This is a genomic window from Pseudoalteromonas sp. HL-AS2, from assembly GCF_031198805.1.
Taxonomy (GTDB): Bacteria; Pseudomonadota; Gammaproteobacteria; order Enterobacterales; family Alteromonadaceae; genus Pseudoalteromonas; species Pseudoalteromonas nigrifaciens.
The window spans coordinates 96,579-119,080 of sequence record NZ_CP133572.1 but is presented as its reverse complement, the minus strand read 5'-3'; the positions used below and the strand labels follow the sequence as shown (position 1 = coordinate 119,080).

Genomic DNA, 22,502 nt, shown 5'->3' with positions numbered 1-22,502 from the left:
CAACTACCTGTTAATTTTTATGTTGCTAATAAAGCGCTTCCTATCGCTATAATTGACTATTTACTTAATACAATCGATATAACTGTGAGAGTTAAGAAAGAAAACCTTTTATAAAGGTCACACCCATTCTACACTGGCAACAGTCCTCACGTAAACCGTGAGAAACTTAATTTTAAAATTAAAAGTAATAAAAAAGAGGATTTATGAGAACTGCTTTTTATATTTCAGATGGCACAGCAATTACTTCTGAGGTTTTTGGCCATGCTACTTTGTCACTGTTCCCTGTTGAATTTAATCATAAAACCATTCCCTTTGTAGAAACAGAAGAGAAAGCGCATCAAATTAAAGAGTTAATTAATGCAACGGCTAAAAGAGACGGTGAAAAGCCTTTAATATTTTTTACCTTTGTAAATTACAACTTAACTGAAATTATTAGCTCTGCTAATGCAGTGTGTTATGACTTTTTGACAACCTATAGCGAAAAAATAGAAAAAGAACTAAATGTGGCGCCAGTACCAAAAATTCATCGAACTCACTCTATTCATGAAAAAAGCTATGATTTTAGAATTGATGCGGTTAACTACGCGCTGATGAATGATGATGGCGGTAATATTAAAAACTATGGAGAGGCCGATATTATTTTAATCGGTGTGAGCCGCAGTGGTAAAACCCCAACGAGTTTATATTTAGCACTACAATATGGTATTAAAGCCGCTAACTACCCAATCACCGAAGACGACCTTGAAACTGAAGGCCTGCCTAAATGCTTAATACCTTTTAAACATAAATTATTTGGCTTAACTATTGATCCTGAGCGCCTTGCTGCCATTAGAGATAGGCGTATGGCTAATTCTAAATACGCATCTATTCGTCAATGTCGTATAGAAGTGCGCGAAGTAGAAATGCTGTATAAGCGTAATAGAATTCCATTTTTAAACTCTACTCATCACTCAGTTGAAGAAATATCAGCGAAGATTATATCTGATACCGATCTTGAGCGCCGTAAGTACTAACTTACTTAGCGGTTAACTTAACTAAAAAGTATAAAAAACGCCGCTTAATTAGCGGCGTTTGTATTTAGGGTAGTTATTTTATTTATTTACGTGCGTCTTTTAATAAATCGGCAACTAAAAAGCCTAACTCTAATACTTGATCGGCATTTAAACGTGGGTCGCACTGGGTTTTATAGCGCTGTGCTAAATCGTCGTCAGACAGTCCGTACGCACCGCCAGTACACTCAGTAACATGTTGGCCTGTCATTTCTAAATGCACGCCGCCTGCATAGCTGCCCTCGGCTTTATGCACTGCAAAAAACTGGCTGATCTCACGCATGATGTTATCAAAGCTACGTGTTTTGTATCCTGAACTCGCCTTTTCGGTGTTACCGTGCATTGGATCAGAACTCCAAATTACTTTACGGCCTTCTTGTTGTACTTTGCGTACCAATGCCGGCAGTTTTTCAGGGAGTATATCTGCGCCCATACGGGTAATTAATGTTAATCGACCTGGAATGTTATCTGGATTTAATGCATCAATTAAACGTATTAAATCATCAGGGTCCATACCTGGACCAACTTTAACCCCAATTGGGTTTTTAATTCCTTTAAAAAATTCAATGTGCGCGTGGTCTAGTTGACGCGTACGCTCGCCAATCCATACAAAGTGCGCAGAACAATCGTACCAATCGCCAGATAAATGGTCGCGGCGAGTTAGTGCTTCTTCGTAGCCTAGTAATAGCGCCTCGTGAGAGGTGTATAAATCGGTTTCTTTTAAGCTTGGTGCAATAGTAGAATTAATACCACACACTTCCATAAACTCAAGCGCATCTTGAATTTTATCAGCTAGCTGTTGATACTTTTCTTTTTGTGGATTGGCCGCAACAAAGCCCATATTCCAACGGTTTACTTGGTGTAAGTCAGCAAGGCCACCTTGTGCAAATGCACGCAGTAAGTTTAACGTAGCGGCACTGTGATGATACGCTGTCATTAGGCGTTGTGGATCTGGAATACGCGCTTGTTCGGTAAACTCAAAATTGTTAACAATGTCGCCACGGTATGACGGTAGTGATACGCCATCAATCGTTTCTAAATCTGCTGAACGTGGTTTTGCATACTGCCCTGCCATACGCGCTATTTTAACTACTGGGCATTTACCGCCGTAAGTTAATACCACGGCCATTTGTAAAATTGTTTTAAAAGTATCGCGAATGTTAGCGGCATTAAAGTCACTAAACGACTCAGCACAATCACCACCTTGTAGTAAAAAAGCGCGCCCTTCGCATACATCTTCTAGCTGCTTAAATAAACTTCTGGTCTCTTCAGCGAATACTAAAGGCGGAGCACTCTTTAATTGCGCTTCTACTGATTTAAGTGATTCTTGATCTGGGTAGTTTGGCTGCTGCAATATTGGCAGTTCTCTCCAGCTATTTGGGTTCCACGTTTGCATATTCATTCCTCATTCCTATTTACCTGATACAACGAAATTAACGTATGCAGGGCTGTTTGTTCAAGGACTAAATTCACTATTTACTAATTATTTAGTTATGGGTTAGGTAATTAATATATTTAGCCATATATGTTGGGCCCTTAGCGCAAATATAAAATGATAAATAGAAAGAATATAACTGATTAAAAACATAAAGTTAAGATTAATCATGGTTACTTTTTAGTTGTTGACCTACATTCAATCTGAGTTAATTATTATAACAGGTCGAGCTGGGAACACATCATACTTAAATTGCACCATGTGTATTCTTAACTTTACAGTTAATATAAACAATAATTGACCAATAACTATGCACTTTTAAAAATACATGCTAAGGCGAGTTTTATTTACCACCGCAACATATACTAGATGTTTATAAACAGTGGGTTTATTAGGCTAAAGCTCTCCCTGATTAAGGTTAAAATACAAAGACTTATTTGGTCTCAGTACTAAGTTTTTATAAAAATGTGAATAGTGGCAGTTATTACTGAGGTTAAAACTTATTTTAATATGTATAAGTTTTACGCTTTGCAGCATCTTATGCTGTAGTGTAAATAGACATGACAACGTATTGTATTTCACCCAGGCATAATAGAATACTCTGCAATATATTAAGTTACTCTTTGTATGAACGTTTGGATCGGCACTAATTAACAGCACTAGCTAGCTGCTTAATTAGTTAAGCTACAGGGAACTCAAAATGGTTTGCCCTGCCCGGTACTAATAAATGTATATTCAGTTCTCACAAGCTAAACATTTTAAGTATCCCAAAGTATGAGCCGGTTAATTATATCAACCTGATTTTAAAGCCTCACTACAAATCATGGCTAAAGTTAAATTGCACTCAGAAGCTAGTAGGCCGTTATTAGCTGTAACCTATAACGGTATACAAATGTGAGTATTGGGGAATTATTATTAAGAGCTAAGCTACTCAAATGCATAAGCACGAGATTTAAAATTAACCAAAGCTGCAAAGAACACATCATACTTAAATTAGATTATTAGATAAACTTAGCCCCGAGTAAACTAGAATTATTTGCTAAACAAAGATAAGGTTATGTGCGATAATTAGTTAGGTAAGATGTGTTCTTTGGAGGTTGCATGGTAACTAAAGTACAAATAAGAAGTCAGTTTGATTTAATGAGCGAACTAACATTAAGGCTAATAGAAGAGCTTAATCTATGTGAATATACAAAAGCCGAATATTATCAACTTCCTGATATAAGCACTGTTGATGAAGATAAAGTGGCCGAATCGATTAAAGTTACTAAAATATCAGGCGAACTAGCACATAAAGCTATATTAAATTCCTTTACTGACATTTATAAAAAACAAGGGCTAAGTAGCCGAGTTTTAAAGCGTCATCCTGGCCTATTAGTTATAAAAAATGCTGACAAACAAGCACTAATTAATCGAATTGCTCAAGTAAATAAGGCAAAAGCAGCGTTTAAAGAGTGTATTTTAGCTATTGATAACAACGATGCTCGTTTTGAAGCGGTGCATAATGCAGTACCCAACTTAATTACTTTGGCTGCTTATCGAAAAATTCATAGTGAACATGAATCGCCTTTTTCAGTACGATTTACCTGGATGCACAAACATGCAACTAAAACACTGACCAAAAAAATGGCCCTCGAAATGTTACAAAAGTCAGCTAGTTATAGAAACCCCAGAATGATCGACCAGCAAAAATGGCAGGCGCTAGTAGCACAAGAGCAATTACGGGTAGCAAGTTTAGGTGAAAAAGAAAAACTTAGAATTAGGCGCCCTACTCGAGTTAGCCCTCAGGTAAATGTGCGTTATACCGCGCAAAACCGTTATCACGTCAGTGCGGCGCTACCTTTTATTTTAATAAACCCAGAACCAGACGTAAAACTTGGGGTATTACCAAATTACGAAAAACCATTAAGTCATCCACGAAAACGTGACTATGATTTTTTAGTAGATCGACTTTATTTAGAACAAGTAGAAAAGTGATTATGTTAAAAAGGTCACGCTAGGTGACCTTTGTTATTATTGGACTCTGCAATAAAAATTACTTATCTACTATTTCAACAAGTTTGTCTTCATCAATAAGCACAGCATTTTCTACAATACGCTTACCGCCTTGTATTTCAATTCGTTTATTGTGTTTATTCAGAGTAAGTATCTCATCACAAAATTGGTCTGATGGATGCATTTCGTAAGTGTAGTCAATAATATTACCGGTTTTATCGTCTTTAACATTGGTAATACTGTACTCAGAGATAGCTCCTTTCTCGATCAAATCTTTCATTGTTGTGGTCATATCACGACGCAGCGCTTTTAATTTATTTTCGGTAATATTATCCGTTGAATAAATTGAGCCGTACTTTTCCATAATAGACAGTAATCTAAAATGGTATGTTTTACCCGGCGCTGCATAACGCCAAAGATGATATAAGCGCAGCATCATCCAACGCGATAATCCGCGTTTTAATTCTTGGGCGCTGTTAAAGTAATATCCTTTGTATTCAAGGTTATCAATCATGTTATGCACAAATGCATTTAAACACGCAACACATTTAACATTTCCGCCTTGACCTTTTTTTCCACTAAAATGCAGTGACGATAAAAAGTTCATGTTCGACTCGTAAAATGAATCATCAATATTTGTATTTTTGGTGTCTGTTGCTGAATATTTAAACGAAAGTTTCGAGCCTTGTAATGCTTCAAGTGATTCTTTAATTTGTGGATATGGCATAGATTGGCCAACGGTTTTCAGCTCTTGTGCTAATTCGTTCATTGAAAAAACAACAGCATATTGAATACCGGACTTAAAATTTATTTTTACTATTTTACCTTTAGAAGCTAAACGGATCAGCGCACGTTCTACTTTTTCTTCTCGATCTGATGGCCAAACCAAATATTCTACGTCTTCACCATCTTTGCGTGTGCTAACAACCGCCGGCGTTATTTTTAATTCACCGTCGTACAAAATACCATCTATTTTTTCAGATATTTTGCGTGTAATTATTGTTTTTTTAGGTGCTTCTTCTAATGGTAATTTTTTATGCCCCGAACGGACAAAGCGTCCCCATAAATCATAATGGTTAAAAGTATTCGAATAAGCACGTAATCCATGAGCTGCATTTTCTATCGAAATCCGCACATCTTTATTATCTGTAAACAGTGCTAAGCTTTCATTATCAATTGCACTTTCCACCCCGTGAATTTGGCCCCTTAGTGTATCGGGCAAGTTATCTACCGAGATGTTGACCTTTCGGCTCATTGTTGTTATTTCCATTTTTATTGCGACAGCTAATAACAACACATAAAGACAAAAAAGTTAAATGTTTAAGTTAGTATAAAAGTGATCTGAGCTAAAATAAAACCTTCGGATCACTATTATACTAAGCGGATGCTAATTAACTCAATTTCAGATCATTATTTTACTAACTAGGCAGTTACAAATCTCATTTTTACTAACTCAGTGAGATTTTTGTCCATTACAAAGCTAAATTTTTAATATTTAACACGACAAATTAACTAAAAAACTAAAAGCCCTGTGGATAAGCACATATTGAGTTAGCATAGATCTGATCTGTACCTACTACAGATCAGATCTATACTAATTAAAAGCCTTCTTTTACTACAGAATCGGTGTATAACTTTATAATTTACTTAGTATAAAACTGATCTAACAGACCTTTTTTGTGCACAACTTAATGATTAACCTGTGTGTAACTATTATTTTAATTTTCAGCTTAGTAAAAAGCTGATCTGCTAGTAGATAAAGATCTGATCTTAACCAAGTATAAAGCTGATCTGCTTATTTTATTATTATTCATATAAATCATGTGTTTATGACCTTTATTTAAGCCTCTATCCCTTAATACCTTATATACTTAACCATACTTAACCTCTCTATTTATACTAAGAGATATTAAGCATGTAAAAATATTATTAGATGTCTTGTTTATAAAACACATGTCACTATAAATAGTTGTTTACAGCAAATTGAATGGACATTATACTAACAGCCTAACTTTGAGGAATTAAGTATGTCTATCAATAATAATGCGCTAAGTACCTACCGGCTTTTGAAAGCAACAGCTGAAGTTGCCGAAAAGTCACTAGAAGGACGTATACAACATTATCGCGCTCATCTTAAATCTGAAGAAAAAGAATTAAGAACTTATACGCAAAAAGCAGCTGCCGATCTGCTTGGTTGTAACAATCGTACCTTAAAAAGACGCCACGACAATGGTGATTTTGATAATTTAAATATCAAACGTGGTGCAAATGGTCATTACGCTTACACTTTGGTAAATATTTTTGCTATGGCCGATATTATGGATATTCAGCCAGATCACCGTACTGGTGATGACAAACTGCAAGTTATTGTAATTAACTCCTTAAAAGGCGGTTGTGGTAAAACAACTAGTATGGTTAATATTGCAGCAGCATTGGCAACTACAAATATTAAACGCTATCGTATTGGTATTATTGATTTAGATCCTCAAGGTTCATCATCTAGCTTTTTTCCATCGGCAGAGCCCGATCCAATTACCGTTGGCGATTTAATGCGTGATTGTATTGATTTAGACGAAGGGGAAACCTGGCCTGAATTTGTATCAAACTCATTTTTACCTACGCATATTCCAAATATTCGTGTTTTACCATCTGGTATGGATGATTTTTATTTTGAACATGAAACAGCTACTTTACTCAAAGACACCTCAAATTACGAACAAACCCGTCATTATCATAAGTTACTTGAAAAAGTAATTGACCCAGTAAAAGACGAGTTTGATGTGTTATTAATCGACACAGCTCCAACACTTAACTTTATGTTTTATAATGCGTTAATGGCATCTACAGCGATGCTAATACCGGTTCATCCAGAAGCAGTAGACTTTGATGCAAATAATAAATATTTAAAACGTTTAGGTGAGATTTATCATACAGTTGCAGCCCTAGGCCATGAAGGATGGGACTTTATGCAGTTTTTAGTAACTAACTATGTAAAAGGTAACCACTCGCAACGCGATATCGTTAAAGATGTTCGTAGTGCCTTTGGTCGCCAAGTGATGAGTTACCCAATTAATCATAGCTCAGCAATTACAGCGAGTTCGTCTTCGTTTAACACTATTTTTGATCAAAAAGCATCAGATAGTTTAGCAAGTCGCGAATCGTTAATGCGTGCGCAAGAAAATATAAAAGATGTAGTTGATGAGCTTGAAATGCTGATCCGCTCTAATTGGCAATCTACACAATCAAAACTAAATACCCCTAAGTAAGGATGTTAAACAAAAATGGCTAAAAAACGTAAAAATGACACCCGCTTAGATCCTTTTGCAACAGCGGTTGGTAGTAGTAGTCTTGATGCTTTATTAGAGCAAGCAAATGCAGGCGATGTAATTCGTATGCCAGCGCCAAGTGATCCTAGCAGAGAAATTACCCTAGTTTGTAAAGTGATTTCCCATAGTGACATTGAGTCAACAACCCAGGTATATGGCAAAAACCGCCGTGTACAGTCGCTGTTAAATGAAAAGTCGGTATCCGATATTCTACCGGCAATAAAAGAAGATGGCCGTAATCAACACCCGGCACTTCTTTGGGATCAAGGCGATACAAGCTTAGTACTTGCGGGATCACGCCGCCGTAAAGCCTGCATTTTGGGTAATGCCGATTATTTAGTGTTGAGCTCTAGCGACTTTACTGATCAAGATGCAAAAATTTTAGCTGTTTCGTCTGATCAATACATAGCACCTAGCTTGTGGGAACTTGGACAAGCTTATCAAAACACTAAAAATGAATTAATTGAGCAAGGTAAAAAAGGCTCTTACCGTGAAATTGCAGTTATTGAAGGCGTATCGCATACCGCGGTTGCCGATGCAATAAAAGCATTCGAGCAAATCCCTGCAGATGTTGTTGCACTTTACCCTACAGCTAATCATGTTGGCCGTGAAGTGGCTAAAAAGCTGATTAGCGCAAAGGAGCGCGACCAAGCAGCCTTTAACTTGCTAGTTGCTGACATTGCTAACCATGAAGACATAAACGCAGCAGCAAGCGATGACAAGCGTGCAATGGCCATTACTAAGTATTTAACTACCGAGCCACAAATAGCCGTTAAACGTGAAGTTGTGCTTGAGAGTAACTTTGTTTCAGTACAGCGCAGTTTAAAAAATGGTGATGTTTCAGTAAAAATAAACAATAAAGTTATGACAGACAAGCGCTTAGAACAACTTACTAAGCTATTAGCTGCATTTAACTAGTTAGTAAAATAATGATCTATAAGGGTGTTAGCTTAGTTAAATATTGATCTGTACACCCTTTAAGTTAGTAAAAAACTGATCCCATATAGCAAAATTTAAGCATAAAAGAGTTACTTGCCTATTTTAGATCAGCTTTTTACTAACTAAATTACCTTTTTATCTTAGATCCTACCTGTTTTGCGCTTTGTTAGTATAAAGCTGATCTGTAAACCCCCTCCTTGTGTTAGTAAGTTGTTTTTAACTTGTGAGTTAGCTGTGTGTTTTATTTTAAATAAATAATAATTAGCGCATTATTTAGCTATAAAGCAATTTTTTACTAAGCGCTCAGCTCCAACCAGTTTATTTAACGTTAATATTGCTTTAGCTCAGAGCATATAAGGCATATACTAAAAAAATTGTTTTTAAAATTTAATACTTTGAGTGACATGTCTGCTAACTTATCTAAAACTGATCTAATGGCTATTTTTGAAGAAATTAAAAATGAGCAGGCTACCCAGTTTCCTCTTTCTGAACGCTTCATTAAAAAATTGTTTAAGCCCGCCGTATTGGCTAAAGGTAAAGCGTATTATAAAAACGGCCAAATTAGCTGGTTAGAGCATAATAGCGATTTTTCAGTTGTGGATTCAACAGTACGTGGCGACAAAGGTATTTCGTTTAATCAACGTATTGAGATCAGTAAAGTACCTACTGGTTATTCGGTAGATACTCACTGTACCTGTAATGTTAAAACAAAATGCCGCCACTTAGCTGCTATTTTGCTCAAACTTAAAATAGAACACTCGGGTGAGTACGGCGAAGACTACTTTATTAATGATTGGTTTACTGAACTCGGAGCACTTAAAAACAGTACCGAACAACCGCCTTCACAAGTGCTTTTATTTGTATTAGATGTAGAAAACAATAAAGTGTTTTTAACGCCCAAAATAGCTAATTACGATGAAAATCAAAGCTATGCCTTAGGCCGTAACCTTACCGAGCAACAGCTAAACAGCTTTGTAACTCCTAGCGATTTATTAGAAAGCGACTTTAGATTATTTAGCTGGATACGTTCACAAAATGCAGTAGGTAATATTGAGCTTAAAGGGCAATGGGGTTTTAACGCACTGCAACAGCTTATAGCAACTGAAAGATTGTTTTTACAACGATCACGCGTATCAATTAAAGCGCAAACAGGGCAAGCGTTAAGCTTTAGTTGGCAGCAAGTAAAAGATCTAACCCAATTAAAAGTTAATTTAGAAAACAGCAAAAATTGGACACTAATTAAAACAACGCCACCTACTTATTTAGATCTTGATACTTATAAAGTAGGACGCATTCGCACCCCTTTAAGTGCAGACGAAATTGCTCATTTACAAACAATTCCAGCATTACACGACACTAATTTTGACCGTATTTATAAACAACTCGCCGATAACTTTGGCTCGGGTGTTATTCCGCACCCCACTAATGAAAAAAACAATACTTCAAAACTCTCAAGTAATGCGGTTTTAAAAGTAACAATGTCGACAGAAGGATTAACGCTTTCGTTATTGTTCAAATATAAAAATAAAAATTATTTGGCAGGCACAGCGCCAGAAACCCTAGTAAATAGTGCTTTTGAAAACACCGTAAAAAACGAGCTAATAAACTTAGGTTTCGATTTTTGTAAAGGGGGTTTACAAAGTGAGTTTATTTTTAATAAACAATCGCCAATTCACTTACACTGGTTAGTGTATGAGGTGTTTCCTAGCTTTGTTCAACGAGGCTGGAAAGTATCGGTTAGTAAAGTAAATGCTGTTAACCCACAAAGCCAAGTAGCTTTGCATGTACACCGTACTGCGGGGCATCAAATGCAGTGTAAAATTATATTAAACGATGCTAAAGCTATATTATTATTTAATCAAACAGATGCTCATTATGAATCGTTAAATCGTCAAAGTGAGTTGTTTTATTACTACCCAATAGGTCGTGAGTTTGGCGCTATAAATAAAGCAGCGTTGCATTTGTTAAATGAGTTTAAACAACGATTTGAATTTATAAAAACCAGAGATGAATTTAATATTCCGCTTTCATACTTGCCTGAACTGGTAAGTCATACTGCTATAAATGTTGAACTACACGACGAGTCATTGTCACGTTATTTAGAAGAGCTAAATAGTAATGACCAGTCGCGCCCCACTACGCTTATACAAGGGTTAAATGACTCAGTTGTATTGCGCGAGTATCAGCAGCAAGGCGTTGCGTGGTTAAACTTTTTAAAACGCCATCAGCTTGGCGGAATTTTAGCAGACGACATGGGATTAGGTAAAACTCTGCAAGTTATTGCCTATCTAACAAGTAGTTATAATAATGCGCAAGCAGGCCCTACACTCATTGTGTGCCCTACAAGCCTAGTAAGCAATTGGGAAAAAGAAATAACCAAGTTTGCTAAAAACTTAAAAGTAACCACTATTTTTGGTGCCCAGCGTAATGAGTTATTACAAAATGTAGCGCAAGCACAATGTATATTAACTACTTATCCGCTACTTAAACGCGATATTGCGTATTATTCACCACTTTATTTTGAAAATATTATACTCGACGAAGCGCAATATATTAAAAACGATACCGCGCAGGTATCGCGTTTAGTGAAGCGCCTTAATGCCGACTTTAAGCTTTGCTTAAGTGGTACGCCAATAGAGAACAACTTATTCGAGCTTAAATCATTACTTGATTTTGCTATGCCGTCATTACTTGGCTCGCAAACGCATTTTAAAACTCACTTCCAAACGCCAATTGAGCGTGAGAGCAATGCAGAGCGAGCACAGCAACTTAAAGACTTAATTATGCCGTTTATATTACGCCGTACTAAAGCGCAAGTTGCACAAGAGTTACCGCTAAAAACAGAGTTAATTAAAGAGTTTGAATTTGAGCCAAAACAAAAAGAAATGTACCACAGTATTACTCAGGCATTAGAAGAAAAACTAACTGATCTTTTTTCTGAACAAGGTATGCAAAAAAGTAAACTCGCCTTTTTAGAAGCGCTGTTAAAATTAAGGCAAATTTGTTGTCACCCTAAATTAATAGAGCCAACAACTCAGGCTGGCAGTGCAAAACTAGAATGGCTAAGTAATCGCTTACCGCTAATGCTAAGCCTAGGTAGAAAAGTAATTATATTTAGTCAGTTTACTTCTGCGCTCGATCTTATTGCTGAACGCCTAAAAGAAATAAATATAAACTTTAGTTTACTAACCGGACAAACGCGCCAGCGCGATAAAGTGATTGATGAGTTTACCAGTGGTGCAACATCGGTGTTTTTAATTAGTTTAAAAGCCGGTGGAACGGGGCTTAATTTAACGCAAGCCGACACAGTAATTCATTACGATCCTTGGTGGAACCCAGCAGTAGAAAAACAAGCGACAGATCGTGCTTATCGTATTGGCCAAACTAATCCTGTGTTTGTGTATAAACTTATTATGGCAAATTCAATTGAAGAAAAAGTATTTAAAATGCAACAAGATAAACAAGCTCTTGTAGATGCATTATTTACCGAAAAATCAATGAGTTTTACCCAGTTTGACGAGCAACAAATGCTCTCTTTAATTAAAGATTAAAAATGTCTGTAAATATTCAGATCTTTTTTGAACTTAATTAAATATGCAGCGTCTACTATTATGCTAGCGGTTAAATTGCAGTTTAACCAAGCATTATGTTGATTTCCCATTTAGTTACTTAAATAAGTAATGATTTAGCCAGCCCACTTTAGGGCTGGCTTTTTTTATGCCTTTTTTACACGGCTGCTTTACACAAAACTTAAGTTTAATTTTTTTATACTTTTTTGAACTTAATTAAATATGCAGCGTCTACTATTTTGCTAGCGGTTGAATTGCAGTTCAACCAAGTTTCATGTTGATCCCCCTATTTAGTTACTAAATTTAGTAATGATTAAGCCAACTCGTTTGAGTTGGCTTTTTTTTGCAAAAAATTACTTAGTAGCCCTCTTAAACAACATATAAATAAATTTAAATTATTATTGAACTAAATACTCAACTTACCGTCTACTATTATGCTTGTGATTACATTGCAGTTAATTCAAGTTTCATGTTGATTCCCCTATTTAGTTACTAAGTTTAGTAATGATTGAGCCAGCTCGTTTGAGTTGGCTTTTTTTTGCAAAAAATTTACTTAGTAGCCTTCTTAAACAACATATAAATAAATTTAAATTATTGTTGAACTAAATATTCAATTTGCCGTCTACTATTATGCTTGTGATGAATTGTTGTTAACGCAAGTTTCATGTTGATTTCCCTATTTGGTTACTAGTTTTAGTAATGTTAGGCCAACCTTTTATAGGTTGGCTTTTTTTATGCCTTTAATTTATATCCCGCCCCTACTGCTATCGATAGTTATTCGTTATGATGGCATGTCTCTAAATTTAATAAGTTTATTTTATGTTTTCTCAGTTATTAACTAGCATTGATTGGCTAAGTGTAGGCGTAGGCGTTACCGCAGGTGGCGTAATTTGTAGCCTAGTATCTGCATCGCTTAGTAAAAAATTAAAACAACAACTTAGTGAGCAGCAACAGCAGTTGTCGTTATTGCAAAGTCAGTTTGAGAGCAAAACCCTGCAATACACCCAGTTAGCGGATGATCACGAACTTTTAGAGCATACCCATCAAGAGCAACGCGACCAAGCGCAGCACTTTAAAACCCGCTTTACCGAACAAGAAAAACAAAGCCAGCAATATAATCAGTTTTGGCAAAAAGCCGAAGCCGAGCTAAGTGCACTGCGCAAACAATATAGCCAACGCGATGTAGAGCTAAATAATATACGCACTACGCTTGAGCAAAAACAACAACACTTTAGCGAACAACTTGCGCAAATAGAGCAAAGCAAAGAGATGCTTAAAAAAGAGTTCGAAAACTTAGCGAATCAAATTTTAGAAGAAAAGTCTCAAAAGTTTAAAGTGCTCAATCAAGAAAGCATTGAGCAACTATTAAAACCAGTGCAAGGCGAGCTAAAAGGCTTTCGCGACAAAATGGAGTCAATCCATGTTGAAGACTTAAAACAACGCGCCGCGCTTAAAACCGAGTTATTACATTTACAAGCAAAAAGCCAAGCCATAACCGAGCAAGCCGACAGGCTCAGTAACGCTCTACAAGGGCAAAAGAAAACCCAAGGCAATTGGGGCGAGTTAATGCTAGAAAACGTGCTCGACAGCGCAGGCTTACGCGCAGGCGTAGACTATAAACGCGAGGTGTCGTTTAACACCGAAGACGGCCGCTTACGCCCCGATGTAGTTGTGTATTTACCCCAAGGTCGCCATTTAGTTATTGACGCTAAAACTTCGTTAAACGCCTACACACGCTATGTTAACGCCGATAACGAGCTAGAAGCACAGCAAGCTATTAAAGAGCACGTTGAGGCTGTTAAAGCGCGTATAAACGAGCTTGCGAGTAAATCGTACGACCGTCTACCTGGGCTTAACTCGCCTGAAGTAGTGGTGATGTTTGTACCAATAGAGTCAGCCTTTGTTGAAGCGCTTAAATACCAAAGTGATATTTACCAGCAAGCAATCGAAAAAAATATTCTAGTGGCAACCCCCACTACCTTACTCACTAGTTTAAATATAGTTAAACAGCTATGGCGCTTTGAAGAACAAACTAAATACTCAAAAGAATTGGCAGCTCGAGCCGAGCGTTTTTATAACAAGCTCAATGGCTTTTTAACCAGCATGGAAGGGGTTGGCAAACAGCTCGATCGTGCTAAAGAAAGCTACGACAAAGCGTTTTCGCAGCTTTACCGAGGTAAAGGTAACCTAATTAAACAGGCAAGCGAGTTTAAAGAGCTGGGCGTATCGGTACAAAAAGAGCTGCCAGCAGAGAGTGTTGAACGTGCAAATTTAGAATTAGATTAACTGCGTAGCAAAAGGGTTAGGTATTTAAAAACGGTAACCTTCATTACACAGCTAATGCCTACTTTTAATTAACATGGCGTATTAATTCCGTTTTTAAGCTTAATCCCTTAATAACGCGATAAACGCTCAGATCCTATTTTGCTTATTTGCTAAAGTAGCGGGGTCAGTATTTATTTAATAACCCCCCCTAGGAAACACGATGAAAATAATTAAAACCTCAGCACTGTTAGTTGCCATTCTGGCGGGTATAACCATACAAGGGTGTTCTATGACGTCAAATACATCACCATTAACAACCGGTAATGCAGTTACACCTATTAGTAACCCGCTTACTCTTGAGCAAATTTATAAAGATAAATACTTTAAAGCACAGCGTAGTACTTACTTTAAATGGTTAGACGATGGCACTGGCTACACAGTACTTGAGCAACGTGAAGCCGATAAAAAAGTAGGCGTTAAAGCTGACGACGAGAAAGAGCACGGTGTAAAAAGCAACGACATTGTATTTTACAACGCCGATGGCACAGGGCGAAAAGTACTGGTTGCTTTTGAAAAGTTACTGCCAGAGGGCGCAGATGAAGCGTTTGCAATTGAGAGTTATCAATTTTCTAAAGATGGCCAGTGGCTCATGGTATTTACCAACAGTGAGCAAGTATGGCGTTCGCGCAGCCGAGGGGATTTTTGGTTACTTAACTTAAATACGAATAAACTCTCGCAGTTGGGCGGCGAAAACCCTGAGCCCAAAAAGCTTATGTTTGCTAAGTTCTCCCCCGACAGCTCAAAAGTAGCGTATGTGCGCGATAATAATATTTATATGCAAGCAGTTGGCAGCAATACCGTTAGCGCATTAACAACCGATGGCAGCGCTACCACAGTTAATGGTAATTTCGATTGGGTATACGAAGAAGAGTTTTCTATTCGTGATGGCTTTAGTTGGAGCCCAGATAATAAATCAATCGCGTATTGGCAGCTCGATACTAGCGGCGTTAAATACTTTACCATGATCAACAACACCAAAGCGCTCTACCCTAGCCTTACTGAATTTCCATACCCTAAAGCGGGCGAAACTAACTCAGCTGTACGCGTAGGCGTAGTGAGCCTGAGTGACAAGCAAACCCGGTGGGCTAAACTTGAGGGCGATAACCGCGATCGTTACATACCACGCATTAGCTGGGCAGGCGATGGTGAGTCGTTACTTATCCAAGACTTAAACCGCCCACAAAACCATAATAATTTATGGTTATTTAATTGGCAAAAGCAGCAGCTAACTAAAATACTGGCAGAAAAAGACGATGCGTTTATTGAATGGTTTTATAGTGCTAATTGGTCAAAAAGTGGTGAGTTTTTTATTTGGCACAGCGAACGCGACGGCTGGCGTCATTTATATCGCATATCGCGCGATGGCAAAAAAATTATTGACCTAACCCCTGGCGATTACGACATTGTTGATATGCTTGCAATCAACGAAGACAAAAACGTATTGTATTTTAGTGCATCGCCAGATGATGCAGCTCAGCGCTATTTGTATCGCACAGCAATAGATGGCAGCAGTAAACCAGTACGAGTAACACCTGAGCAGTTTAACGGCTCCAACAGTTACTACGTGTCAAAGGATGCTTCTTGGGCCATGCATACCTATTCTAAATTTAATCAGCCGGCCGTTAAGCAAATTATTAAGGTGAGCGATCACAGTAATGTAAAAACCTTGGTCGAAAACAGCGAGCTGAAACAAAAATTAGCAGAGCAAAGTTTACCAAACCATGAGTTTTTTAAAGTAGCCGCGCGTGATGGCACCGAGCTTGATGGTTATATTATGTTTCCTGCGGATATGGATCTAAATAAAAAGTACCCAATCGTATTTTATGTTTATGGCGAACCTTGGGGATCAACCGTACAAGATCGCTTTGAAGGTAATAGCTATTTATACAAATCGTTATTAACTCAAAAAGGCTTTATTGTTGCATCAGTTGATAACCGCGGTACACGCGCACCAAAAGGCCGAGATTGGCGCAAATCTATTTATAAAAAAATAGGCTCAATTACAGTGCAAGACCAAGTTGACGCGCTCGACGCGATGGCTAAACGCTGGGATGTAATAGACACAGAGCGGGTTGGCGTATGGGGACACTCTGGCGGCGGCAGCTCTACACTTAATTTATTATTTCGTCACGGAGATAAATTTAAAGTAGGTATTGCTTCAGCACCTGTGCCCGATATACGTTTATATGACACTATTTATCAAGAGCGTTATTCGGGTAACCCAAACACCGACCCACAAAGCTATGATAATACCTCGCCAATTAGTTTTGCGAAAAACCTTAACGGTAAATTATTACTGATCCACGGTACTGGCGACGATAACGTACACTATCAGGGGTCTGAGCGTTTAATTGACGAGCTTGTTAAGCATAATAAACAATTTGAGTTTTTTGCTTATCCTAATCGTTCACACAGCCTAAAAGAAGGCAAAGGAACGGCTTTGCATTACCACACTATGATGGCCGAATTTTTTGAGAAAAACTTACTAAAATAATGTCTAATTAATTATTAAAAACTAAAAAAGCCACAATTTTTAATTGTGGCTTTTTTGTGCAAACTGTAATGGGGGTTTACAGTTCTTTATAGGTACTAAACAGTCTCACAAACTATGCCACAATAGTTAAAACTGCTCGTCGTATTGACTAATGTGCTTGTACACACCTGTGGTGGTGTTTGTGGTAATAAATTCAATGTTGTATTTATGAAATGCATCGCCCATTTCCATACCTGGTGTGCCTAGTGGCATTGCGGGTACGGTTAAACCGATAATATGCGCTGGGTGTTTTTCCGATAAAAATTGTTTAATAAACTTAGCCGGTACGTGGCCTTCAAACACAAAACCGTTGGCCGACACAGCTGTATGGCATGAGCGCTGGTTAGGCTTTATTTGATATTGCGATTTTATTAATCCCATATCGTCTGCATCAATGGCTTTTGTATTAATGTCGCTTTGATTTATATGCTCAATCCAGCCTTTGCAACAGCCACAGTTTTTATCTTTATAAACAGTAAGCTTTAACTCCTGTTTTTTGGGACTATCGGCTGAGCTAGTTGCTTTATGTACTTGCGGTGATTGCTCAGAGCACGCCCCCATAAGAGGCAGTGCTAGTGCTAAAAGCACACTTGAGGTGATTTTAATTATACGCATAATTAACGCCTTAATTTGACCAATGAATATGAGTTATTTTCCAGCCTGAATCGGTATTTTTTAAGGTGATTGACTCCATACCTGTGGCGCTTATTTCTTTACCTTTATAGTTGCCATGACTTTTACTTCTTGATACCGAGTAAGCCATATCACCATTAATAAACACTTGGTGCTCTAATAGGTCGCTGTTAATTGCACTTAGGTATTTCATGTCAGCTAACATGTGGTGGTTAGCGTATTCATCGGCTGAGCGCTCAACGCCGCCACCTTCAAAAATAATCACATCATCGGCTAGTAATTGTCGAGCAGTTACTTTATCGCCTTGCTTAAGCGCAGTATGAAACGAGCTAACAACTTTTGCTGCAGCACTGCTTACATTAACAAATAAAGCTGATTTTTTTGCGTGCTCTTCATCACTATGCGCGTTTACAGTAAAAGAGCTTGTTGCAGTAAATAACAGCGCTGAGATCAATCCAAATTTAGGGTGTTTTATTAACATGTTTTTCTCTTTATAAGATAAATTATACGGGCGGCCCAACGAGCGTGGTAAATACACTGGTGGTTAGCAATACACACACGGCAATAAGCATTTCAACAGAAATAGAACGCTTTAAAGTAACAACATGATGTTGCTGTGTAATTTGCGGAACTAAACGTAGTTTATGCCAAGCACCCAGTAGTAACATAGCACTCACTAACAACAGTTTTAACATTATTAGCTGGCCATAATTTGAAGTAAATAATACAGAAAATGAATTTAAGTATTGCCATAATAAGGTTATACCAGATATGAGCAGTACCGCTATGATAATAATTGCTAGCTGTCCAAAGCGTTCCATTAAATGTTTTATCGTATTTAACGATAGCAGTTGGCAACTTTTATAAAGAGGCCATAGTGAGCCAATCCAACTAGCAATGGCAATTAAGTGCAGTGTTAATATACTTTTAATTAATAGGCCTTTTTCGGCGCTGTGGCCGGTTAAGGTAAAGCTATAGGTAAGGATAATAAGTGCTAATAGTGTAATAACAAAATTAGCCACGTTAGCTGAGTTTGAATGGGTGCGCCAAGTGCACACCGCAAACAAGGCAATTATAAATGCAGGCACTCTCATACTTACCTGCTCACCAATTACTGATTGCCAAATTATATCCAGCATGAAGGGGTCTATCATGCCAGCAAAACCAGATTCAGCCATGGCCCCCGCTTCAATTGGTATTTGTAATATTGCACCAATAAAGCCCACCATAACAAGGGTGATTTGCCAGCGCTTTAAATACCGATTAAAACAGCTTGTACTCTCATTATTAAGTAAGCGCATTAGCAAGCAGCCCGCAAGGGCTGCAATAGCTAAATAGCTTACTATTTTTAATAATAGTAACAGCACTGACCAATCACTTAATTGCATTATATGACTACCTAATGATTATGTTGTTTATGGCTAGCCGCCATGTTTTTCATTTTAGAATGTGTGTCGCTGGCGTGCAGCATAAAGTCAAAATTGCCTGACATTTTATGGCCATCGCCACCAAGCGCTATCCATTTAACTGTGTAATTACCTTGTTCAAGCTTGGGTAACGGCCAGCTAAAGTTGCTATTAGCTTTTGCACTGGGTTTAAAGTTAAAATCTACTTGCTTGTTTGCAGCATCACTTAAGAGTACTTTGGCAAGTTGTACTTCGCCGCTAAACGTTAACGTAAGTTGCTCTGGACTTTGCATTAGCATCGCACTATTTTGTGGTGTTGATTGCTTTAGCGAAATATGAGCTGATGCCGAAAAGCTTAAAGCTAAGCCTAAAATTGCCGCAATAGTTATAAATTTCATAATTACCTCTTATTTTTAAATATTAAAACCAAAATTTTATACCGGCAACAAACTCAGTATCGTTGCTGCTCTGCTCGTTTAGCTTGGCGTAATCTGCTGTGCTACCAAATTTATTAGTCCACTCTACACCTACATAAGGTGCAAATTGGCGAGTAAATTCATAACGAACCCTAACGCCAATAGCAGTACTAGATAGCCCACTGCCTAGCTCATTTTGTTCATCGTCTTTACCATAAAATGTTATTTCAGCACGAGGCTGTATAATGAGCCTTTGTGTTAAAAGCAGCTCATATTCAGCTTCTGCTGTAAATGCTGTATTGCCGCTCTCACCTACATACGCTGTCATATCAAGCTCAAACCAATAAGGTGCTAAGCCTTGAATACCAAACGCTAACCATTGACGGTTTTTGCCCTCTTTATAATAATCGTAGCGAATACCGACTTGCGTATCCCAATAAGCCGAAATTGCATGGCCCCATAAAATATCAGTTTGATTTTCTTCAAGCTTGCCATCACTAACATCGCCCTCGGTTTTTATCACTAATCGATTAAAGGTGGTGCCGTACCAAGCTTGTAAATCGAAAACAGCAGCATCGGCTTGTTCGTTATACTCAAGGCGATCACCTAAAATAGCGTAAAACTTATGCTCATCCGCAAGGGTTAAGCGCTCGCCATTAGCTAAAGCATATGGCCCTTGCGTTAAGGTTGTGCCATTAGCATAAGCGTGTGGATCGCGAGCATTTTTAGGGGCATTGCCGCCTTGCGGCTGCATTTTATCGCCCGCCATATCGCCAGACATGTCGCCCATTTCAGTTTGAGCAAACACATGCAGGCTCAATAACGGTGCGCTAATTAATAGTGCACTAGTAAGTACCGTTGATAAGGTTAAATTTTTCATGATACAACCACCTCTCTAAACATACCTGCATCCATATGAAACAGTAAATGACAATGCCAAGCCCAACGACCAACATCATGTGGCGTAGTTAAAAAGCTAATTCTTTGGGCGGGCTGTACCATTATGGTGTGGCGGCGAACTAACACATCGCCTTGATCGTTCTCCAAGTCGCTCCACATACCATGTAAATGCATAGGGTGTGTCATCATGGTATCGTTTTGTAAAATAACTCGTACCCGCTGATTATGCTTCATATGCACAGGGGTACTTTTACCAAACTCTAAGCCATCAAAAGACCAGCTGTAGCGTTCCATGTTGCCGGTTAAGTGCAGCTCAATTTCGGCTTCAGGCGCTTGGTGGTCAACTATGCCATCAAGAGAGCGTAAATCTGCAAGTGTTAAAACACGACGGCCGTTATTGCGCAGCCCAATACCAGGATCGTCTAAGTTTGTGCGTGGCGTATCAACGCGCATATCAACTGAGGCGCCATATTCTGTTTTAGCGTGGCGAACTTTCTGACTTGGAACAGCCAGTGGATTTTTACCCATATTATGCTTACTATGGTCCATTGCCATTGCACCGTGGTCCATTGTGCTATGATCCATTGCCCCCTGATCCATACTGGTTTTGTCCATGCTAGCGTGGCCCATAGCGCTGTGATCCATTCCAGGCATAGCAGAGTGATCCATATTGCCCATCATATCCCGCATTGCTAACCACTCAACGGGGTCAAGTGCAGGCTCTGGCGCATCAATATTAGCAGCGACAGACAAAGTCCCTTTGGCATAACCTGAGCGGTCCATGCTTTGTGCAAAAATTGTGTATGCGTCATTCTTAGGTTCAACAACCACATCGTAGGTTTCACCTGGACCAAAGCGAAACTCATCTACGGTAACGGGTTCAACATTTTGTCCATCTGCTTGTACCACAGTTAATTTTAACTCTGGGATACGTACATCAAAAAAGGTGTTACTTGAGCCATTAATAAATCTTAAACGTACTTTTTCGCCCGCTTTAAACAGCCCACGCCAATTAGCCATTGGCGCAGTACCATTCATTAAATAGGTCATTGCCGAAGCCGATAAATCAGCTAAATCGGTTGGACTCATTCGCATCTGGTTCCACATTTCACGTCGTTGAAGTGCATTAGCAACGCCGCTTGTTGCTATGTCATCAAAAAACTCAGGTACAGTGGGCTGATTAAAGTTAAACACATCCCCCTGAATTTTTAATTTACGGAATAACTCCATAGGATCATCATCAGTCCAATCAGAGAGTTGAATAATATGTTCATTATCTGCGCTGATAACATCTTGCTCACGAGGCTCAATAATTAACGCCCCATACATACCGGTCATTTCTTGAAAGCCACTGTGTGAGTGATACCAATAAGTACCGCTTTGTTGTAACTTAAATTTATAAACAAACGTTTCGCCAGGCATAATGCCTTTAAAGCTAATGCCCGGTACACCATCCATTTGATACGGTAAAATAATTCCGTGCCAGTGAATAGAGCTAGGTACCGCTAAATTGTTGGTAACGCGAATGGTCACATCGTCACCTTCTTTAAGGCGTAATGTTGGCGCGGGAATAGAGCCATTAATGGTGGTTGCCATACGCACTACACCGGTAAAGTTTACCGGGGACTCATCAATAACCAGGTCAATAACTTTACCGCTCAACTCAGGCACAGTACCTGTTAATGTTGAAGCCGCTAAAGATGATGCTGCATGTAAAACAGTTGGAAAAGCTGCCAGCACACCGCCTGCAATTAATCCTTGAACAAAACGCCTACGTGGCTTTGAAATGTGCTGCAATGACTTTTTAAAACCCATTTTATTACACCTGAATAGCAAAATATGCATTGAGTATAATATTTAAACCTGACATCGACATGACGCGAACATTACAAAGTTGTAATCTTAATGTCATGTTGCTGTTGTAGCGCATATGGCATAGTGCTGTTTAAGTGATAACTAAAATTATAATAAAAGTA

General features: G+C 38.3%; 15 protein-coding genes. 7 read left to right on the top strand and 8 right to left on the bottom strand.

Translation table 11 applies throughout. The features are described 5' to 3' along the window. Positions 1-203 precede the first annotated feature (203 nt). Complete coding sequence (locus RB215_RS15415; RefSeq protein ID WP_011330181.1) at positions 204-1,013, top strand: pyruvate, water dikinase regulatory protein; 810 nt, start codon at positions 204-206, stop codon at positions 1,011-1,013. 82 nt (positions 1,014-1,095) lie between these two features. On the opposite strand, the gene RB215_RS15410 is transcribed toward RB215_RS15415, so the two are convergent. Continuing rightward, on the bottom strand, positions 1,096-2,445 hold the full coding sequence (locus tag RB215_RS15410; RefSeq protein WP_172459254.1) for a class II 3-deoxy-7-phosphoheptulonate synthase: 1,350 nt from the start codon (positions 2,443-2,445) through the stop codon (positions 1,096-1,098). Positions 2,446-3,585: 1,140 nt separating this feature from the next. Here RB215_RS15410 and RB215_RS15405 point away from each other — a divergent pair. After that, the gene (locus RB215_RS15405; RefSeq protein WP_089369317.1) at positions 3,586-4,461 is read left to right on the top strand and encodes a DNA replication terminus site-binding protein; all 876 of its coding nucleotides are present in this window, start codon (positions 3,586-3,588) and stop codon (positions 4,459-4,461) included. A 58-nt stretch (positions 4,462-4,519) separates the two neighbouring features. Here RB215_RS15405 and RB215_RS15400 read toward each other — a convergent pair whose 3' ends face one another. After that, positions 4,520-5,734: a hypothetical protein gene (locus RB215_RS15400; protein ID WP_011330184.1), complete on the bottom strand. Its 1,215-nt coding sequence runs from the start codon at positions 5,732-5,734 to the stop codon at positions 4,520-4,522. A gap of 772 nt (positions 5,735-6,506) precedes the next feature. Between RB215_RS15400 and RB215_RS15395 the strand changes: the two genes are divergently transcribed. The 5 genes from RB215_RS15395 (at position 6,507) to RB215_RS15375 (ending at position 17,132) form a co-directional block, all read left to right on the top strand. Beyond that, on the top strand, positions 6,507-7,745 hold the full coding sequence (locus RB215_RS15395) for an AAA family ATPase (RefSeq protein ID WP_011329644.1): 1,239 nt from the start codon (positions 6,507-6,509) through the stop codon (positions 7,743-7,745). 15 nt (positions 7,746-7,760) lie between these two features. Then, positions 7,761-8,723: a transcriptional regulator gene (locus RB215_RS15390; RefSeq protein WP_011329645.1), complete on the top strand. Its 963-nt coding sequence runs from the start codon at positions 7,761-7,763 to the stop codon at positions 8,721-8,723. Between the two features lie 425 nt (positions 8,724-9,148). Beyond that, positions 9,149-12,295 carry a DEAD/DEAH box helicase gene (locus RB215_RS15385; protein ID WP_309217373.1) on the top strand — a complete coding sequence of 1,049 codons (3,147 nt, stop codon included), beginning with the start codon at positions 9,149-9,151 and terminating at the stop codon, positions 12,293-12,295. An 837-nt stretch (positions 12,296-13,132) separates the two neighbouring features. Next, positions 13,133-14,599 carry a DNA recombination protein RmuC gene (gene rmuC, locus RB215_RS15380; protein ID WP_089368995.1) on the top strand — a complete coding sequence of 489 codons (1,467 nt, stop codon included), beginning with the start codon at positions 13,133-13,135 and terminating at the stop codon, positions 14,597-14,599. Between the two features lie 199 nt (positions 14,600-14,798). Next, entirely contained in the window at positions 14,799-17,132 is a 2,334-nt protein-coding gene (locus RB215_RS15375; RefSeq protein WP_309217372.1) for a S9 family peptidase, read from the top strand. A gap of 126 nt (positions 17,133-17,258) precedes the next feature. On the opposite strand, the gene RB215_RS15370 is transcribed toward RB215_RS15375, so the two are convergent. From RB215_RS15370 to RB215_RS15345, 6 genes are read right to left on the bottom strand one after another with little or no spacing between them, the layout of a single operon-like run. After that, on the bottom strand, positions 17,259-17,786 hold the full coding sequence (locus RB215_RS15370) for a DUF411 domain-containing protein (RefSeq protein ID WP_089368997.1): 528 nt from the start codon (positions 17,784-17,786) through the stop codon (positions 17,259-17,261). A gap of 10 nt (positions 17,787-17,796) precedes the next feature. Further along, a complete protein-coding gene (locus RB215_RS15365; RefSeq protein ID WP_309217369.1) occupies positions 17,797-18,285 on the bottom strand; it encodes a nuclear transport factor 2 family protein in 489 nt (162 codons plus the stop codon). A gap of 22 nt (positions 18,286-18,307) precedes the next feature. Continuing rightward, a complete protein-coding gene (locus RB215_RS15360) occupies positions 18,308-19,192 on the bottom strand; it encodes a CopD family protein (RefSeq protein WP_309217368.1) in 885 nt (294 codons plus the stop codon). A gap of 11 nt (positions 19,193-19,203) precedes the next feature. Next, the gene (locus RB215_RS15355; RefSeq protein ID WP_011329652.1) at positions 19,204-19,608 is read right to left on the bottom strand and encodes a copper resistance CopC family protein; all 405 of its coding nucleotides are present in this window, start codon (positions 19,606-19,608) and stop codon (positions 19,204-19,206) included. Positions 19,609-19,630: 22 nt separating this feature from the next. Then, positions 19,631-20,506, bottom strand: coding sequence for a copper resistance protein B (locus RB215_RS15350; protein ID WP_309217367.1), 876 nt, complete (start codon positions 20,504-20,506; stop codon positions 19,631-19,633). Continuing rightward, positions 20,503-22,341: a copper resistance system multicopper oxidase gene (locus tag RB215_RS15345; RefSeq protein ID WP_309217365.1), complete on the bottom strand. Its 1,839-nt coding sequence runs from the start codon at positions 22,339-22,341 to the stop codon at positions 20,503-20,505. Before RB215_RS15345 ends, RB215_RS15350 begins: the two co-directional genes overlap by 4 nt. Positions 22,342-22,502: the final 161 nt, after the last annotated feature.

What these genes read in the sequence shown, in the direction of transcription:
- RB215_RS15400 (WP_011330184.1), bottom strand. Translation starts at nt 5,734, where the DNA reads ATGAGCCGAAAGGTCAACATCTCGGTAGATAACTTGCCCGATACACTA.
- RB215_RS15370 (WP_089368997.1), bottom strand. Translation starts at nt 17,786, where the DNA reads ATGCGTATAATTAAAATCACCTCAAGTGTGCTTTTAGCACTAGCACTG.
- rmuC (WP_089368995.1), top strand. Translation starts at nt 13,133, where the DNA reads ATGTTTTCTCAGTTATTAACTAGCATTGATTGGCTAAGTGTAGGCGTA.
- RB215_RS15415 (WP_011330181.1), top strand. Translation starts at nt 204, where the DNA reads ATGAGAACTGCTTTTTATATTTCAGATGGCACAGCAATTACTTCTGAG.
- RB215_RS15355 (WP_011329652.1), bottom strand. Translation starts at nt 19,608, where the DNA reads ATGAAATTTATAACTATTGCGGCAATTTTAGGCTTAGCTTTAAGCTTT.
- RB215_RS15375 (WP_309217372.1), top strand. Translation starts at nt 14,799, where the DNA reads ATGAAAATAATTAAAACCTCAGCACTGTTAGTTGCCATTCTGGCGGGT.
- RB215_RS15350 (WP_309217367.1), bottom strand. Translation starts at nt 20,506, where the DNA reads ATGAAAAATTTAACCTTATCAACGGTACTTACTAGTGCACTATTAATT.
- RB215_RS15405 (WP_089369317.1), top strand. Translation starts at nt 3,586, where the DNA reads ATGGTAACTAAAGTACAAATAAGAAGTCAGTTTGATTTAATGAGCGAA.
- RB215_RS15360 (WP_309217368.1), bottom strand. Translation starts at nt 19,192, where the DNA reads ATGCAATTAAGTGATTGGTCAGTGCTGTTACTATTATTAAAAATAGTA.
- RB215_RS15390 (WP_011329645.1), top strand. Translation starts at nt 7,761, where the DNA reads ATGGCTAAAAAACGTAAAAATGACACCCGCTTAGATCCTTTTGCAACA.
- RB215_RS15345 (WP_309217365.1), bottom strand. Translation starts at nt 22,341, where the DNA reads ATGGGTTTTAAAAAGTCATTGCAGCACATTTCAAAGCCACGTAGGCGT.
- RB215_RS15410 (WP_172459254.1), bottom strand. Translation starts at nt 2,445, where the DNA reads ATGCAAACGTGGAACCCAAATAGCTGGAGAGAACTGCCAATATTGCAG.
- RB215_RS15365 (WP_309217369.1), bottom strand. Translation starts at nt 18,285, where the DNA reads ATGTTAATAAAACACCCTAAATTTGGATTGATCTCAGCGCTGTTATTT.
- RB215_RS15385 (WP_309217373.1), top strand. Translation starts at nt 9,149, where the DNA reads ATGTCTGCTAACTTATCTAAAACTGATCTAATGGCTATTTTTGAAGAA.
- RB215_RS15395 (WP_011329644.1), top strand. Translation starts at nt 6,507, where the DNA reads ATGTCTATCAATAATAATGCGCTAAGTACCTACCGGCTTTTGAAAGCA.